Genomic DNA, 14,651 nt, shown 5'->3' on the forward strand with positions numbered 1-14,651 from the left:
GAGGTAACCGTCGTGCACGATGTGCCGACCCCCGACCAGATCCAGCGTGCCCCGAAGGTGCTACTCCACGACCACCTCGACGGTGGAGTACGCCCGAAGACAGTGGCGGAGCTGGCAGAACTGACCGGATACGACGCGCTGCCAACGTCCGATGTGGACGGCCTCACGAAGTGGTTCGCTGCGGCGACCGAAGCCGGGTCGCTGGAGGAGTACCTGGAACGATTCGTGCACACGGTCGGGATCATGCAAACCGCTGCCGCGATCAGCCGGGTGGCCGCGGAATGCGCGGAGGACCTCGCGGCCGACGGCGTCGTGTACGCCGAAGTGCGTTACGCGCCCGAGCTGAGCACCCACAAGGGGCTGTCGCTCGACGAGGTAGTCGAAGCGATCCTCGACGGTTTCCGCCAAGGCACCGCCCGTGCGGGTCACTCCGGACACCATATCCGCGTCGGTGTGCTGTTGTGCGCGATGCGCCAGGAGTCCCGGGCGAAGGAGATCGCCGAGCTCGCGGTGAAGTACCGCGACCACGGTGTCGTCGGCTTCGACATCGCCGGGCCGGAAGCGGGTTTCCCACCCACCCGGTCACTCGACGCCTTCGAGTACCTGCGGCGGGAGAACTGCCACTTCACCATTCACGCCGGGGAAGGCTTCGGCTTGCCGTCCATCTGGGAGGCCATCCAGTGGTGCGGCGCCGCGCGCCTCGGCCACGGAGTCCGCATCGTCGAGGACATCGCTGTGGCTGAGGACGGCAGCACCCGGCTCGGACGGCTGGCGTCCTTCGTGCGGGACCGGCGCATCCCGTTGGAGATGTGCCCCCGGTCGAACGTCCACACGGGCACTGTCAGCTCGCTCGCGGACCACCCGATCGCCCTGTTGCGACAGCTGAACTTCCGGGTCACGGTCAACACCGACAACCGGTTGATGAGCCAGACTTCGATGACCCGCGAGTTCGCCGAACTGGCCGAGCACTTCGGCTACGGACTCGACGATCTCCAGTGGTTCACGATCAACGCGATGAAATCCGCCTTCATCCCGTTCGACCAGCGCCTCGCGCTGATCGACGAGGTCATCAAACCCGGTTACGCCGCACTGCGATCGGAGTTCGTGTTCGACTCGGTGGCTCAGTACACCGCCGCGCGGCGCTGAGCCGACGAGATCGGCGTGGGTGTGCCTCGCTCGGCCAAGCCCGGCACACCCACGCTCGAACACCTACCTGTTCACCGTGGAGGGCCGTCGTGTTCCGTTCCACGCCCAACCAACCCTTCGACGTCGCCTTCGCCACGTGGCTGACCAGCGGATCCTTCCGCTGTACGGGGTGATACGAACTCGCGCGAGGTGATCAGATCCTGCATTGGCCCCATTGCCGATGTCAGTTCTTGGCAGATCGAACGAGAGCGCAGCCATTGACCCTAAACGCTGTCTTCTAATTGATCTTCTGGTGGTGTGGTGGGGCTTGCGGTCAGCCGGTGAGGGCGAGGTTGCGGAGGTAGGCGATTCCGGAGGCGGTGTCGGCGAGGGTGTGGGCGGCGCGTCGGTAGTCACGCAGGCTCTTCCAGGTCTTCATGCCTACCAGGGCGTGTTCGACGCGGGCTCGGACTCGTCGGTGGGTGGCATTGAGATCTTCTTGCCACTCGCTGCCGTCGGCGATCACCGGCCGTCCGACAAGGGTCTGTTCGATGCCGGATTCCCGATAGACGGTGCAGGAGTTGCGGTTACCCGGCTGCTAGTCACCGGTGGCAACCACGAGGCGGCTGTCGGCGTCGATAGCGACCTGCAGGTTGGTCGAGTACCGATCGTCTTTCGACGGCGCAGCCAATCGATGGTCCCGCGTGGGCACCAGCGTGCCGTCCACGATCGCGACCTGATCTGTACAGCGTTTGCGCACCGGGGCCAAAGCCAGCAGCGGACCGAGCGTGTCCACCGTTGCGCGGCGTGCGAACGGAAGATGGAAGGCAGCCCTCGCGCACACGGCATGTACTACCGCTGCCCTGCCCGCACGCTGGCACCCGGCTCGGCGGTCCTGGCATCCCATCCCCCGGCGGTATATCTCCGCGAGGACCTCATTCGCGACGCTGTCAACGGTTGGCTCGGATACCTCTTCCACCCGGACAACGTGGACGGCACCGTGGCGGCGTTGGTCACTTTCCAGGACGAGCCGTCCGCGTGTCCCAAGGATCACGAGAAGCTGAAGAAGCGGGTCGCCGATACCGAGGCTCGGCTACGGCGCTGCCAAGCCGCTATCGAGTCAGGAGTAGACCCGCCGCGTTGGTCGAGGTGATCAACGATGCCCAAGCGCAGCGCGCAGCCGCGAAAGCCGAACTGGAGAGCGCGCCCGCACCGAACGCCCTCGGTCACGCCGAGGTACACGCGATGATCGATTCTCTCTCGGCGACGTAGGCGAGGCGCTGTCCCGAGAGAAACCGGACAGCTTGGCGAACCTCTACACGGCCGTTGGCCTGCAAGTTCGCTACGAGAGCGAGGCTCGTACTGCGAATGTGACTATCCAACCAGTAAGCCGGGTGAATAGTGTGCGTGTCCGAGGGGGACTTGAACCCCCACCAGTGGGAGCGATCCCCGAACCGGGGATTCATCTCCATGCCACAGACACTAAGGGACACCGCCCAGACCTAAGACGATGTCTCATTTGGTCTTCTGGAGGCGTTTGAAGCAGACGAGCATTGCGGCCAGGGCGAGGAAGGCTTTGAAGGTGTCGGCGCGGCGTTCGTAGCGCAGGGTCAGGCGGCGGTAGCCGGACAACCAGGAAAAAGAACGTTCGACGACCCAACGGTGCCGACCGAGCCTTTCGCTGGACTCGACGCCTTTGCGGGCCAGACGAGGACGAATGCCGTGGTCACGGAGCCAGCGGCGGCGATCCGCGCTGTTGTAGGCCTTGTCTCCGTGCAGCTTGGCGGGTTTCCGGCGACGCGGCCCGCGCCGGCACCGGATCGCCGGGAGCGCGTTGACCAGCGGAATCATCGCGTACCCGTCGGCGGTGTTAGCCGCCGAGATCCCGGTCGACAACGGCAGCCCGCTCACGTCGGTCAGGACGTGGAGTTTCGAGCCGGGTTTCGCCCGGTCAACCGGACTCGGTCCGGTCATGCCGCCCCTTTTTTGGCCCTCACGGCGGCGGCGTCGACCACGGCACGGGACCAGTCGACCAGGCCCTGGCTGCCTAACTCGTCGAGGACGGCGTGATGAATCCGGGCCCACAGCCCGGCTTCGGTCCAGCGCACGAACCACCGGTGCGCGGTCGGGACCGTCACCCCGAACGACGGCGGCAGATACCGCCACGCACACCCGCTGGTCACTACGTACACGATCGCGGTGAACACCTTCCGCGAATCCACCGCAGCCCGACCACCGCCCTGCGGACGGCCCTTGACCTCGGGAATCAACGGCTCCACCAGCTCCCACAGCTCGTCAGGAACAAGCCTTCGCGACAACGCATCCACAATGGATGATCATCCCCTATCAGCACCCAAGATCCAAACGAGACATCGTCTAAGCAAGCATCCTCGATTCGCCCGTGTTGACTCGGCCAGGAGGAAGCCGTCCCTCCCAGCGCTGCTCCTCAATCGGCGCTGTCGACGACCATCCAACACGTCCACCCGGGCTGCTCCGGACGCACCAAAGGTCACGAACACAACGCTCGTCGCGATCCCGTCCGGATCCACCAACCGGTCCTGTGAGAGCGGCCGGCGGGATTTGACCCCTTGACTGCCAGAGCAGTCCACACAGGACGGTGACCTGCGCAGACGGAGAATCCCCAGGTAGCGGCTATTCACCTGGGTGCAGCTTGGCGCAGTACAACCCACCGCGCGACAACTACGTCCTCCCACTTTCCTCCCACCGCCAGCGACAAAGACGTGTTGACGCGACCTGCTCGGAGCCACACCAACGCGCGCAAGCGCTGCCCGCTCCTGTCCTCCACCATCCGATCGCGCCGAGACGACCGCGCGACGTGCGGTGTTCGTGGTCAATGCTGTCGGGGCCCCGGCACGGGTTGGGACACCGACGGGCAGCTCAGGCGCTGGCTGCTGCCGAGGTGGTCTCGGTGGTGCAGCACTCCGACCCGCAGCACTCTGCCGGTTCGGTGGCAAGGCTGTCCTGGCCGAACTCTGCTGAGTCGGCCTTGACAACGTAGACCTCCCACGGCTCGCGACCGGGCCCGTGTACCCAGACCTTGTCCTGGGTGGCGTAGCAACACGTGGTGTCGTCTTCGACCTGAGTGAACAGGCCGAGCTCCGACAACCGCTGAGTGGCGTCGTGGACGGTGTCGCTGTCGGCGACCTCGACACCGAGGTGGTCCATCACCGTGTCCTGACCGGACTCGCCTTCCAGGAGGACGAGCTTCAGCGGCGGCTCGGCCACGGCGAAGTTGGCGTAGCCCGGCCGGAGCTTGACCGGCTCGGTGCCGAACAACTTGCTGTAGAACTCGATCGACCCCTGCAGGTCACCGACCCGCAGAGCCAGCTGGATCCGGGACATCGCTACTCCTTGATTAGATGCTTCTCGAACCAATACTTGTAGTTTGCTCCCTGCCTCGACAGCTGTCAACATAGAGACCTGTCGAAATAAGGTGCGGCGTGGCTGTGGTCGCTGACCGCCGCCCGCGCCTGTGTCCGCGTCAAGGGAGCCTGAAGGATGTCTGTGGTCGAGGTGTATGACCCGGCGATGTGTTGTTCCACCGGTGTGTGCGGTCCGTCGGTGGATCCGGCGTTGACCCAGTTCGCTGCCGACATGGATTGGCTCGGTGGGGCTGGAGTGACCGTGCAGCGTTTCGGTTTGGCGTCCGAGCCCGGCAAGTTCACCGAGAACACGGCGGTCAGCACGTTGCTCACCGAACAGGGCGAGAAGGCACTGCCGGCGGTGCTGGTCGACGGCACGCTGCAGTGTTCCGGTCGGTATCCGACCCGGGTGGAGCTGGCCGTCTGGACCGGTATGGCCACCGAGCGGCCCAGTGTGCCCATCGTTGAGCAGTCCGGCGCTGACGGTGGCTGCGGCTGCGGGCCTGGGGAGTGCTGAAGATGCCAGGAGCGGACATCGGCCGGGTGCTCGGTGGCTTGCTCGATGCCGCCACCCCGTTCGTGTTCTTCACGGGCAAAGGGGGCGTGGGCAAGACCTCGACGGCTGCGGCGACGGCGATCGGGTTGGCCGATGCGGGTCGCCGGGTCCTGCTAGTCAGCACCGATCCGGCGTCCAACCTCGACGAGGTCCTGGGGATGCAGGCGGGGCAGTCTCCGGTGCCGGTGTCCGAGGTGGCCGGGCTGCGGGCGATGAACATCGACCCGGAGACTGCGGCGGCCCAGTACCGGGAGAAGGTCATCGGGCCGTATCGGAGAGTCTGCCGGCCTCGGCGATCAGGCAGATCGAAGAGCAGCTTTCCGGGGCCTGCACGGTGGAGATCGCCGCGTTCAACGAGTTCGTTGCTCTGCTGACCGATCCGGACATCACCGCACGGTTCGATCACGTCGTGTTCGACACGGCCCCGACCGGGCACACGCTGCGGTTGCTCAGCCTGCCCAGCGCGTGGTCGGACTTCCTGGTCACCAACCCCGGCGGCGATTCCTGCCTCGGACCGCTGTCGGAACTGGGTGCCCAGCAGCAGCGCTACGCCGAGGCCATGGGGGTGTTGGCCACGCCGGCACGGACCACCATCGCGCTAGTCACCCGGCCCGAGACCGGCGCTCTGTCCGAAGCCGCCCGGGCCGCCGCGGAACTGCGGGCACTGGGCATCACCGAGCAGCGGCTGGTCGTCAACGGCGAGTTCACCGCACTGAGCCTGGATGATCCGCTGGCTGCCGCATGGCAACAGCGCGCCCAGGATGCGCTGGCGAACATGCCCACCGACCTCGCCGAGATCGCCGACGTCGACCGCGTGCCGCTGCTGCCGAGCCTGCCGATGGGCATCTCGGGTCTGCGCGACATGCTCGATCCGCCACTGCTGGCCGAGCCCAACACGGGGGAGGTCAACCCGGTGGTGGACGGTGACAGCACGGGATTGGCGGAGCAGGTCGACGAGATCGCAGCAAGCGGTCGCGGCTTGGTCATGACCATGGGCAAGGGCGGGGTCGGCAAGACCACCGTCGCCGCGGCCCTCGCCGTCGCGCTGGCTCGCCGAGGCCATCCGGTCACGCTGACCACCACCGACCCGGCCGCCCACGTGGCGTCGGCGATCGGCCCGGAGGTCGAGAACCTGGAGATCACCCGGATCGATCCGGCCGCCGAGACGGCCGCCTACACCGACTCGGTGCTGGCCGAGGCCGGGGCCCACCTCGACGACGAGGGGCGACGGCTGCTCCTCGAGGACCTGCGGTCCCCCTGCACGGAGGAGATCGCGGTCTTTCATGCCTTCGCCCGCACTGTGGCCGCAGCCGCCGACCGGTTCGTCGTCGTCGACACCGCTCCGACCGGGCATACGCTGCTGCTGCTGGACGCCTCCCGCAGCTACCAACGGCAATTGGCACAGCAAACCAGGCAGGAACCACCAGCCGAGGCCGTCGAACTACTCAACCGGCTGACCGACCCAGACTTCACCCGCATTCTGCTGGTGACCCTGCCGGAGGCCACGCCGGTGCACGAGGCGGCGGCTCTGCAAGCCGATCTGGCCCGCGCCGGCATCAAGCCCTACGGGTGGGTGGTCAACCAGAGCCTGACCGCTGCCGGCCCGACAGACCCGTTGCTGGTGGCTCGGGTCGGTTCTGAACGGCGCTACCTCACCGAGGTGGCCACCGAACACGCCCCACGCACCGCCGTGCTGCCCTTCACCGCCACAGCCCCGGTCGGCGTGGAGCAGCTGAGCGCGCTCGTCACCGGCGGATGATGCCCCGCCGGTGACCTGTGCCCCGCCGCACGGCGAGTTGCCCACTGCATTGATGACTGTCAAGATAGAGCTATGTCGAATCAAGCGCAGGGCCCGCAGCGGTGGTGCTGCTCGCCGACGACGGGGGAGCCGCTGTCGGCCGAGCAGGCCGGGGACCTGTCGGCGGTGTTCAAAGCTTTGGGTGATCCGGTGCGGCTGCGGCTGCTGTCGTTGATCGCCGCCCACGCCGGCGGGGAGGCGTGCGTGTGCGATCTGACCGGGGCTTTTGAGCTGTCCGGGCCGACGATCTCGCATCATCTCAAGGTGCTGCGTGAGGCCGGGATCATCACCGGTGAGCGGCGCGGTACCTGGATCTACTACCGGGTGCTGCCGGAAACGTTGCAGCAGTTGACGTCGGTGCTGGGCCCCGCCCCGGTCACGCCCATGACGGCCTGACCGGCGATCTTCGTTGCGGTGATCTGCCATGACGCTGGCACCGCCGGATCGCAGTACAACGTCGGGCACGGCGCGAGTTGACTTGCAAGAAGTAACGGCGAGCGGAGTGTGTCCGCCTCGCCGATAACGACCACGAGTGAAAGGTGCCGCAGTGACCAACACGGTGGAAGAACCGGCAACCACAGTGGTCCAGCGCCTGTCGGTGCTGGACCGGTTCTTGCCGGTGTGGATCGGGGCGGCCATGGTGCTCGGGCTGCTGGCGGGCCGGTTCATCCCCGGGCTGAACACCGCGTTGAACTCGCTGCACGTGGTCTCCGGAGTGTCACTGCCGATCTTCATCGGGCTGCTGGTGATGATGTATCCGGTCCTTGCCAAGGTCCGCTACGACCGGCTGGACACCGTCACCAGCGACAAACGCCTGCTGGTGTCCTCACTGCTGATCAACTGGATCGCCGGCCCGGCGGTCATGTTCGCACTGGCCTGGACCTTCCTGCCCGACCTGCCGGAGTACCGCACCGGGCTGATCATCGTCGGGCTGGCCCGCTGCATTGCCATGGTCATCATCTGGAACGACCTGGCCTGCGGCGACCGTGAGGCCGCCGCCGTGCTCGTGGCACTGAACTCCGTGTTCCAGGTCCTGGCCTTCGCCGGGCTGGGCTGGTTCTACCTCAACGTGCTCCCCGGCTGGCTCGGCCTGCCCCAAGTCGGACTCGACGTCTCCGCGTGGCAGATCGCCCAATCCGTGCTGATCTTCCTCGGCATCCCCCTGATCGCAGGCTATCTGTCCCGCCGGTTCGGCGAGCGCGCCAAGGGCCGCCAATGGTACGAGACGCGGTTCCTGCCCAAGATCGGCCCGATCGCGCCGTACGGGCTGCTGTTCACCATCGTCGTGCTGTTCTCCCTGCAGGGCGAGGCGATCACCAGCCAGCCTCTCGACGTGGCCCGTATCGCGCTGCCGCTGCTGATCTACTTCGTGATCATGTGGGCGGGCACCTTCGCCCTCGGCAAGGGCCTACGGATGTCGTACGAGCGGTCGACAACGCTGGCATTCACCGCCGCCGGCAACAACTTCGAACTGGCCATCGCCGTGGCCGTCGCCACCTTCGGCGTCACCAGCGGCCAAGCCCTCGCCGGCGTCGTCGGCCCCCTCATCGAGGTCCCCGTCCTCGTCGGGCTCGTCTACGTGTCTCTGGCCGCCCGCCGCTGGTTCACCCCCACCTCCTCGGAGGCCGACCATGCCCGACCAACCACCTAGCCACCGCCACGACACCGAGGAACATCGGCTGAGGAATCCCCAGTTAGCCGAACTCCTCAACCGAACCGCCGCCGATCTACACCCAATATCCGCGCCGTGGTCACCGAGTCCTACACCACGCTCAACGCCACGGCGCGGGTGCATACCTACCTCGCCACACTCGCGACACGCTTGGCCCATGAGCGGCTGACCGCCACCGCGAAGAACCAAGGAGACCTCGTGTCCGCTGCCCCCGAAGTTCTGTTCGTCTGCGTGCACAACGCCGGACGCTCGCAAATGGCCGCCGCGCTGCTGGCCCACCGTGCCCAAGGCACAGTCACCGTCCGCTCCGCCGGCTCCGCACCGGCCGAGACCATCAACCCAGCGGTGGTCACCGCCATGGACGAAATCGGCCTGGACCTCACCGAGGAGTTCCCCAAGCCCCTGACCTACGAGTCAGTCGAAGCCGCCGATGTCGTCATCACCATGGGCTGCGGCGACGCATGCCCGGTCTTTCCCGGCAAGCGCTACCTCGACTGGCACCTCGACGATCCCGCCGGTCAGCCCCTCAAGACCGTCCGCGTCATCCGCGACGACATCGACACGCGCGTGCAACAGCTCCTGACCGAGCTCGTGGGCGGAAAGGAAACCACCCAGTGACCGGCGACGACGTCCGAAACGTGATCATCGTGGGCTCCGGCCCCGCCGGCTACACCCGAGGACGTCCACTCCCTCGACCTGAACGGCGATGTGAAGTCCGTCTTAGCGAACGCCGAGGCCGGGGAGCACCCCACATCCACGAGCGCAAGGCCACTCAACCACGTCTCTGAACTGGCAAAACAGAGCTGAGCGTTGACTTTTCGGCGTGTACTACCGGTTACCCCGTGCCGGCCAGCGTGTCGGCCACGCGTCGGTAGTCGCGCAGGATCTTCCAGCGCTTCATTCCGGCCAAGGCGTGTTTGTCCCGTGCCCGAACTGTGCGGTGGGTGATGCGCTCTTCCTGCCAGGCGGTCAGAGGCCGTCGGCACGCCGGTGTTGCCTGGTTGCCGCTGTCGGCCATTACCGATCGTCCGGCCAGGGCACGCTCGGTGCCGGACTCGCGATAGACGGTGCAGTCGTTGCCGTTGCCGGGTTGCGGGCCTCAGCGGCGACCACGAGGCGGGTGTCGACGTTCGATGGCGCCCTGCAGGTTGGTCAAGTACCGGTAGCAGGGCAACCTCGACGCGCGACCTGATCATCCGTCGCGTGCGCACCGGCGCCAGCAACGGTGGGAGCTTCAATCACCCGGTGCGCCGCGGAGTGGCGCACCGTCAGGTTAGTCCGCCGGTACACCGCCACAGCAGAACCCGATCCTCCAGACGCAGCGCCGCCACTGCCGACCAGGACGACCATAGCGCTGCCGAGATGACCTGCATCCATTCATGATCCACCTCAGCTACCGAACCCAATGTCCCTATCGACGATAATAGTCCTGTAATGAGAGTCACTCGTACCCGCCCCGATCGATAGTCGGTCCAGCTACTAGAGTGGCTAGTACAGGTCAATCGAGGTCTACACAGGAACGGCCATACCACCGTGCCAAGGCTACTCAAACGGACGTTCACGTTCCCGACGCGTTACGTTTCGTCGACCGTCCGCAGCGACCATCCGATGGCGTGAGACGGCAACAGATGCGTTCGCTTGTCCTCGCATTCACGTATAGCATGTTGCTCGTGCAGAAAGCGATCGCGCGACCATGCCGGAGATGGGGGCTGGTCGCGCTACCTTTCTTGCTGCTTGGTTTCGTTTTCGTCCATTTTGGCCTGCTCTCGAGCGTGATCCAGCCGGCCTACACGGCGACCGTGTCCCGTATTGCGGTCGAGGACACGGGCGTCAGTGCCCAGCCTCAGGCGCCGAGCGCCCCACCCGAGGCAGCAGTCCCCGAGTCTCAGCCGAGCGAGCCCGCACACGATCGCCATGACGGAACTCCGCTCTGCGAGGTGGACTCCCATGGGGCGTGCGTCGCGCCTAACCGGACGGCCGCGGAGGAGCTAGCGGATCTGAGTTCCTGGCTCGCGCTGACCTTGGCCGTCGCACCACTGATCGGCGCCGTTCTTGTACTGCGCCGACACGCGGCTCCGGCTGGACCGTGGTCCTCACGACCACACTGGCGGCCATCGGGAACCGTTCTCCTATCACTCCACCGCGTATGGCTGACGTGATTCATGTCGAAGTCGGGATCGCCGGATCGGCAACTTTCGGTACGGTTTCCTACGGAACCAACCTGAGAAATCAGCTAGAGCAGCCTGAGTAAGAGCTGAGAATCTGAAGGGCTGTCTTAGTCGGTAGGCGCCCTATGTGCCCGAGCTTCTCGAGCACATCCGACAGATTTCTGGTTGATGCCACGGTCTTGTTCGCAAAGATCCCGTTCGGATCACCCAATCCGCGGTTGTCACTCGCTGTTCGTTCACCATTCAGCTACCCGTTGCGTCATCGACGTATCGGGCGGCCTCAGGAGGCCCCGAAGTGATCCATGATTCGGTCGTCAGTTGTGTCGGCGCTACCCCGATGGTCCGGCTCGACCGCTGTTTCCCTGAATCCGATGCCGAAGTGATCGCCAAGCTGGAGATGCTCAATCCTGGCGGCAGTATGAAGGATCGGCCCGCCCGGTTCATCGTCGAGCAAGGTCTGCACGAGGGCACGCTGCGTCCGGGTACGCGGCTCGTAGAGAGCACGTCCGGCAACCTCGGCATCGCCCTCGCGATGGCGGCCGGCCTGTACGGGCTCTCGTTCACCGCAGTCGTCGACCCCAAGACGTCGCCAATCAACCTGCGGCTGCTGCGGCTGTTCGGTGCTGACGTCGAGATGGTCGACGAGCCGGACGAGTCGGGCGGCTACCTGCACACTCGTGTCCGGCGGGCACGAGAACTGGTCAACTCGATGCCCAATGCGGTCCTCGTGAACCAGTACGCGAACGACCTCAACTGGCGCTCATACCACGACACTGCCGGTGAGGAGATCCTCGAAGCCGTCGACGGGCCCGTCGACTACCTGGTCGCTGCTGTGTCGACGACCGGGTCGATCCAAGGCATCGCTCGTCGACTACGGCAAGAGTACCCACATCTCAAGGTCATCGCGGTCGATGCGGTGGGGTCAGTGATCTTCGGCGCACCTCCGGCACCTCGGCAGCTTCCTGGTTTCGGAGCGAGCCGGGTCCCCGAGATCCTCGATCGCTCCGCGATCGACGACATCGTGTACGTCGCCGATGCCGAGTCAGCAGCAGGCTGTCGCCGCCTGCTCGATACAGAAAAGATCTTCGCTGGCGGCTCGTCGGGCGCAGTAGTCGCGGGAATCGAGCACCTTGTTTCACGACTCGATCGCCCGTCTCGCATCGTGACCTTGCTGCCCGACCGTGGTGAGCGCTACCTCGACCTCGTCTACGACGACAACTGGGTGGCCAGCTTGAGCGAGCCGTGGCAGAACCAGGAAGTCGCCGACACGGTGACATCGTGACGCGGACGTTGCAGCGGGAACCCCGGCCACCCGCAGCTTCGCAACACCGCAGGCGACGGCCTGACGCCCATAGCAGGAACCTGCTCCTGCTATGGGCCGGCCAGTTCGTCAACACCGCCGGCCTGATGATGCTGGTGCCGATCATGCCTTTCTACCTCGAGGACATGGGCACCCGCGGAACAACCGAAACCCAGACCTGGGCCGGGGTGGCCATCGCCGCCCCGGCACTGGCCCTGACCGTCGCGACCCCGCTATGGGGCAGACTTGGTGACCGCGTCGGACGTAAGTGGATGGTCGTCCGGGCTCTGTTCGGCCTCGTCGCGGCTATGGTGGTGATGGCCGCCGCGACCACACCGGTGCTCTTGGTCGTCGGTCGGTTGTTGCAGGGCAGTCTCGGCGGCGTGGTTGAGGCCGCCGCAGCATTCGCGGGCTCAGCCGGAGCCGACAAGAAGCGGGGCTCATCGCTGGGAAAGTCGTTCAGTGCCACCGCAGCAGGCGCGCTAGCCGGACCGATCGCGGGAGGACTGTTCGTCGGAGCAGGCGGACTACGCCAGCTCATGCTGGTCATCGCGGCGGCAGCAGCGGTCATCGCGGTGGCGTGTGCGATTGGTTTGGAAGAGCCCGAACGCGGCCGTCCGAGAAACAAGGCATCCGATACGCGCCACCGAACACGAGAGCGTCGCTCCTCAGCACTGCACGTTCCCAGCGCCCTGGTATTGGCGCTCGCCGCGATCGGAGCCTACTTCGGTTCGTACGGCCTCATTCCTGTCTTCGCCGAACAGGTCAAGGACGTTGTTGCCGAACCGGACACAGCAAGCCTGTGGGCGGGTGTGCTGCACTCAGTGATGTGGGGCGCAACCTTGGTCGGCTCGTTCTGGTGGGGCAAGCACAACGACCGAACCAACCGCCCGCTACGCACGTTTGCGATCGCCGCTGCCGGAATCTCCGCAAGCATCGCCGTGCTCAGCCTTCCGCTGGGACCAATCGCCTACATCCCCCTCCGGCTCGTGCAGGGATTCTGTTTCGCTGCCCTCGCACAGTCACTCTTCCTGCACTTCAGCCACCACGCTCCTGACGACCACAAGAGCTCCTACGTCGGCACCGCCAACAGCTTTCTGCTCATCGGTCAGTCAGCCGGTCCCCTGCTCGCCGGATCTCTGGTTGCAGTCATGCCCGTGTCCTCAGCGGTCCTGACCATGGCCGCTGCCAGCGGGCTCGGATGTCTGCTAGCGCTGGTTGCCACACGACGCGAGAAGCGAACGCTGGAGAGCTCTGACGAAGCAGACGAGGACGAAACCATAGTCCTGCCAACGATCAGTACTTCCGATGCACACGCTAAGGTATCCAGCACCCCGGCCCGCACCCGCGAGCCTGCCAGAGTCCAACTTCAACCATTCCGAGGGTGGCTCCTCGCCCCGCACCGACTCCAGGACCTCGGCTCACGGTATGCCACTCCGTGGGACCACTATGCCGGAAGCTGTGCCCCGGCCGAAGCTGGAAACGCCCTGCGTGCTTGGCAACGCAGCGGCACCCTCGTCCAAGACCGGCAGCACGCATTCTACGTCTACGAGCAGACCGGTCCGCGGGGTTCTCAACGCGGCGTCATTGCCGGGGTGCATCTGGACAGCCATCTGCTCCCTCACCAAGAAGTCAGTCCCGACCGTGCGAACAACCTCCTGGATACCGTTCGCGCCGGACAGATGAACCTCGACCCAGTCCTCCTCGGCTACACGGGCAACAGCCGGGTGACCACGCAGCTGAACGCAGCTGCTCGCCAGTCCCCTGTTTCGGAGACCCTCACGGCGGAGGGCCAACGACATCGTCTGTGGCGCATCACCGAGTCCGAAGCACTTAACGATATTGCCAGGGAGCTCGCGACAGCGTCGACGTTCATCGCCGATGGGCACCACCGCCACGTCGCCGCCCGCCAGTACCGCCGCGAGCTGCACTCCGCCGCATACGGGCCGGGGCCTTGGGACTACCTCACCGGGTACTTCGTCGACCTTGAGCAGAACCCGTTGCATCTAGCGCCGATTCACCGTGTGTTGCCTGGCGTCGACGCCCACGCAGCTCTGAATCAGGCGGCAACGCGGTACCGAATCCTGCCGCTTGGCGGCGAGCTTGCAGGCTGGCTACGAACACTCAAGCAATACACACTGCATGGCCCCGCCTTCGTCATCGTAAGCCCGCAGGGCGCGTTCCTGTTGAGCGCACCAGATCGTGCCTTCCTAGCCTGCGAGCTGCAGCACCTACCAGAACCACTACACACAATGGACGTCGCGGTACTGCACACCGGCCTGATTCAGGCACTTTGGCGCGTACGCGAAGGACATATCCATTACGAAGCCAACGCAGCCACAGCAGTCCAGCAGGTCCGTCAGCGGGGAGGCCTGGCGGTGTTGCTCGCACCGCCGCGGCAGGAGGAAGTCAAGCGTGCGCTCGCAGCAGGCGTGCGGATCCCCCGAAAAGCCTTAGCATTTGGCCCCAAACCCCACCCAGGGCTTGTGCTCCGTACCTTCGACGAAGACTGAGCGGAGTGGCCCGCCAACGTCTTTGCATGAGTTCACTTTGACGTCTTGACCCTCGATAGGCTCAGTTACTGTGAGTTTGGCATGGCCACGTACATGATCGCTTCCACCATGCGAAATAAGCGACCCTGGGTCCAGA

The 14,651-nt window shown here is 65.6% G+C and carries 13 protein-coding genes and 1 pseudogene; 10 read left to right on the forward strand and 4 right to left on the reverse strand.

Annotation, left to right across the window (positions count from 1 at the left end; genetic code table 11):
• The first annotated feature begins 12 nt into the window (after positions 1-12).
• Entirely contained in the window at positions 13-1,146 is a 1,134-nt protein-coding gene (locus GIY23_RS12285) for an adenosine deaminase (RefSeq protein ID WP_154076784.1), read from the forward strand.
• 313 nt (positions 1,147-1,459) lie between these two features.
• Here the strand turns inward: GIY23_RS12285 and GIY23_RS12290 are convergent.
• Positions 1,460-1,936, reverse strand: a pseudogene (locus GIY23_RS12290) (transposase); the annotation flags it as partial.
• A 9-nt stretch (positions 1,937-1,945) separates the two neighbouring features.
• On the opposite strand from GIY23_RS12290, the gene GIY23_RS12295 reads away from it, so the two are divergent.
• Positions 1,946-2,278: a hypothetical protein gene (locus tag GIY23_RS12295; RefSeq protein ID WP_154076785.1), complete on the forward strand. Its 333-nt coding sequence runs from the start codon at positions 1,946-1,948 to the stop codon at positions 2,276-2,278.
• Between the two features lie 362 nt (positions 2,279-2,640).
• Here the strand turns inward: GIY23_RS12295 and GIY23_RS12300 are convergent.
• Both GIY23_RS12300 and GIY23_RS12305 read right to left on the reverse strand, forming a co-directional pair.
• A protein-coding gene (locus GIY23_RS12300) for an IS5 family transposase (protein ID WP_154076786.1) occupies positions 2,641-3,455 on the reverse strand; the annotation gives its coding sequence in 2 pieces (ribosomal slippage) (positions 2,641-3,107 and positions 3,107-3,455; 816 coding nt in all).
• 568 nt (positions 3,456-4,023) lie between these two features.
• Positions 4,024-4,488: an ArsI/CadI family heavy metal resistance metalloenzyme gene (locus GIY23_RS12305; protein WP_154076787.1), complete on the reverse strand. Its 465-nt coding sequence runs from the start codon at positions 4,486-4,488 to the stop codon at positions 4,024-4,026.
• Positions 4,489-4,644: 156 nt separating this feature from the next.
• On the opposite strand from GIY23_RS12305, the gene arsD reads away from it, so the two are divergent.
• The 6 genes from arsD (at position 4,645) to GIY23_RS12330 (ending at position 9,152) form a co-directional block, all read left to right on the forward strand.
• Entirely contained in the window at positions 4,645-5,025 is a 381-nt protein-coding gene (gene arsD, locus GIY23_RS12310) for an arsenite efflux transporter metallochaperone ArsD (protein WP_154076788.1), read from the forward strand.
• 2 nt (positions 5,026-5,027) lie between these two features.
• Positions 5,028-5,438 (forward strand): ArsA-related P-loop ATPase, encoded by a 411-nt coding sequence (locus GIY23_RS23305; RefSeq protein ID WP_323844891.1) that lies wholly within the window; start codon positions 5,028-5,030, stop codon positions 5,436-5,438.
• Positions 5,399-6,823: an ArsA-related P-loop ATPase gene (locus GIY23_RS12315; RefSeq protein WP_323844893.1), complete on the forward strand. Its 1,425-nt coding sequence runs from the start codon at positions 5,399-5,401 to the stop codon at positions 6,821-6,823. The genes GIY23_RS23305 and GIY23_RS12315 overlap by 40 nt, the downstream gene beginning before the upstream one ends.
• A 72-nt stretch (positions 6,824-6,895) precedes the next feature.
• The gene (locus tag GIY23_RS12320) at positions 6,896-7,258 is read left to right on the forward strand and encodes an ArsR/SmtB family transcription factor (protein ID WP_154076789.1); all 363 of its coding nucleotides are present in this window, start codon (positions 6,896-6,898) and stop codon (positions 7,256-7,258) included.
• A 151-nt stretch (positions 7,259-7,409) separates the two neighbouring features.
• Positions 7,410-8,513 (forward strand): ACR3 family arsenite efflux transporter, encoded by a 1,104-nt coding sequence (gene arsB, locus GIY23_RS12325; RefSeq protein WP_228717251.1) that lies wholly within the window; start codon positions 7,410-7,412, stop codon positions 8,511-8,513.
• Positions 8,514-8,609: 96 nt separating this feature from the next.
• On the forward strand, positions 8,610-9,152 hold the full coding sequence (locus GIY23_RS12330; RefSeq protein WP_228717252.1) for an arsenate reductase ArsC: 543 nt from the start codon (positions 8,610-8,612) through the stop codon (positions 9,150-9,152).
• 217 nt (positions 9,153-9,369) lie between these two features.
• Here GIY23_RS12330 and GIY23_RS12335 read toward each other — a convergent pair whose 3' ends face one another.
• Positions 9,370-9,552, reverse strand: a complete 183-nt coding sequence (locus GIY23_RS12335; RefSeq protein WP_154076791.1) for a hypothetical protein — start codon at positions 9,550-9,552, stop codon at positions 9,370-9,372.
• 1,445 nt (positions 9,553-10,997) lie between these two features.
• Between GIY23_RS12335 and sbnA the strand changes: the two genes are divergently transcribed.
• Together sbnA and GIY23_RS12345 are read left to right on the forward strand one after the other, a co-directional pair.
• The gene (gene sbnA, locus GIY23_RS12340; RefSeq protein ID WP_154076792.1) at positions 10,998-11,984 is read left to right on the forward strand and encodes a 2,3-diaminopropionate biosynthesis protein SbnA; all 987 of its coding nucleotides are present in this window, start codon (positions 10,998-11,000) and stop codon (positions 11,982-11,984) included.
• The gene (locus tag GIY23_RS12345; RefSeq protein WP_154076793.1) at positions 11,981-14,515 is read left to right on the forward strand and encodes an MFS transporter; all 2,535 of its coding nucleotides are present in this window, start codon (positions 11,981-11,983) and stop codon (positions 14,513-14,515) included. The genes sbnA and GIY23_RS12345 overlap by 4 nt, the downstream gene beginning before the upstream one ends.
• The last annotated feature ends 136 nt before the right edge of the window (positions 14,516-14,651 follow it).

The sequence above is a fragment of the Allosaccharopolyspora coralli genome (assembly GCF_009664835.1).
GTDB classification, from domain to species: Bacteria; Actinomycetota; Actinomycetes; order Mycobacteriales; family Pseudonocardiaceae; genus Allosaccharopolyspora; species Allosaccharopolyspora coralli.